The organism is Pseudomonas sp. FSL R10-0056, from assembly GCF_009600105.1.
Classification (GTDB): Bacteria; Pseudomonadota; Gammaproteobacteria; order Pseudomonadales; family Pseudomonadaceae; genus Aquipseudomonas; species Aquipseudomonas bubulae.
This window is the reverse complement of sequence record NZ_WIWL01000065.1, coordinates 1-1,095: the sequence shown is the minus strand read 5'-3', so window position 1 is coordinate 1,095 and position 1,095 is coordinate 1. Positions and strand designations below refer to the sequence as shown.

The 1,095-nt window shown below is 64.6% G+C and carries 1 protein-coding gene; it reads right to left on the bottom strand.

The window, feature by feature from the left end; genetic code table 11:
- Positions 1–1,095 (bottom strand): DUF4118 domain-containing protein (locus GHO42_RS03395; RefSeq protein WP_153384115.1); only part of this gene is annotated, 1,095 nt, incomplete at both ends.

Genomic DNA, 1,095 nt, shown 5'->3' with positions numbered 1-1,095 from the left:
TCCAGGTCCTGGGCCAAGCGCGCGCGCGCCAGTGCCTGGGCCAGGGGTTGGCTCAAAGCCATCAGTAGCCGACGACGCTGGCCAGTTAGTGAATGGCCCTGCCTGGTGCACACGCCGAGCAAGGCCAATGGCCCCTCCTCGGCGCTGATCGGCCACCACCACCAACGGCCCATCGGCAAAGTGCCCGTACCCTTGCCTGCAGGCTGGTCGTGGGCCCAGGCCCAGTCAGCAGCGGCGCGCTCCGCTTCGCAGAACTGTAACGGCCCGCCGCTTTCAACGTCCCAGCCGCCATTGCCATCGCGATTGAGCAGGCATATGTCCAGCTCTTTCCAGCCGCTCAAATGCTGCCCGGCAGCATTGACCACAGCCTTGCGGTCGGTCGCGGCGGTAAGCTTGCGTGACAGGTCGAGAAGCTCGGTGGTTTCGTGCTGAGTGTCGCGCAAGGCCTGCAACTGCCGGCGCTGGCGAGCCGCCAGTTTGCCAGTGAGCGCCGCCATCAACAGAAAGAACAACAACGTCAGCACATCTTCTTCGCGCTGGATGCTGAACGAGAAATTGGGCGGAATAAAGAGGAAGTCATAGGCCAGAAATGACAGCGCCGCACAGGCCAATGCTGGCCCCAGGCTGCTGCGCACGGCCACCAGCAGCACGGCAGCCAGAAACACCAGGGAGATATTGGGCAGCGCCAGTACGCTGGATACTCCCCAGGCCAGGGCACTGGCCAGTAGCGTGGCAAGCAGCGCCAGGCCGTAGTCGAACCACACCAGTGAGTGTTCCGGGCGGTTGGTGACAGGTACAGGGGACTGCTCGTTGTCGAGCACGTTGATTTCCAGGCCATGGGCGTCACGCAACAAGCGCGCCGCCAGTCCGCCGCCAAACAGGCGACGGCGCCAGGTCAACCGCGATTGACCCACCAGCAGCAAGCTGGCACGGCGTTCGCCGGCATGCTGGATCAGGGTTTTGGCCACTTCACCGGCACGCAGCAACACCACCTCGCCACCCAAGCGCTCAGCCAGTTGCTGGGCGCTTTGCAGGCGCAGGCGTGATTGCTCGTCGCCTGCCCGGCCGTTGTCCACATGCACCAGGCTCCAGGGC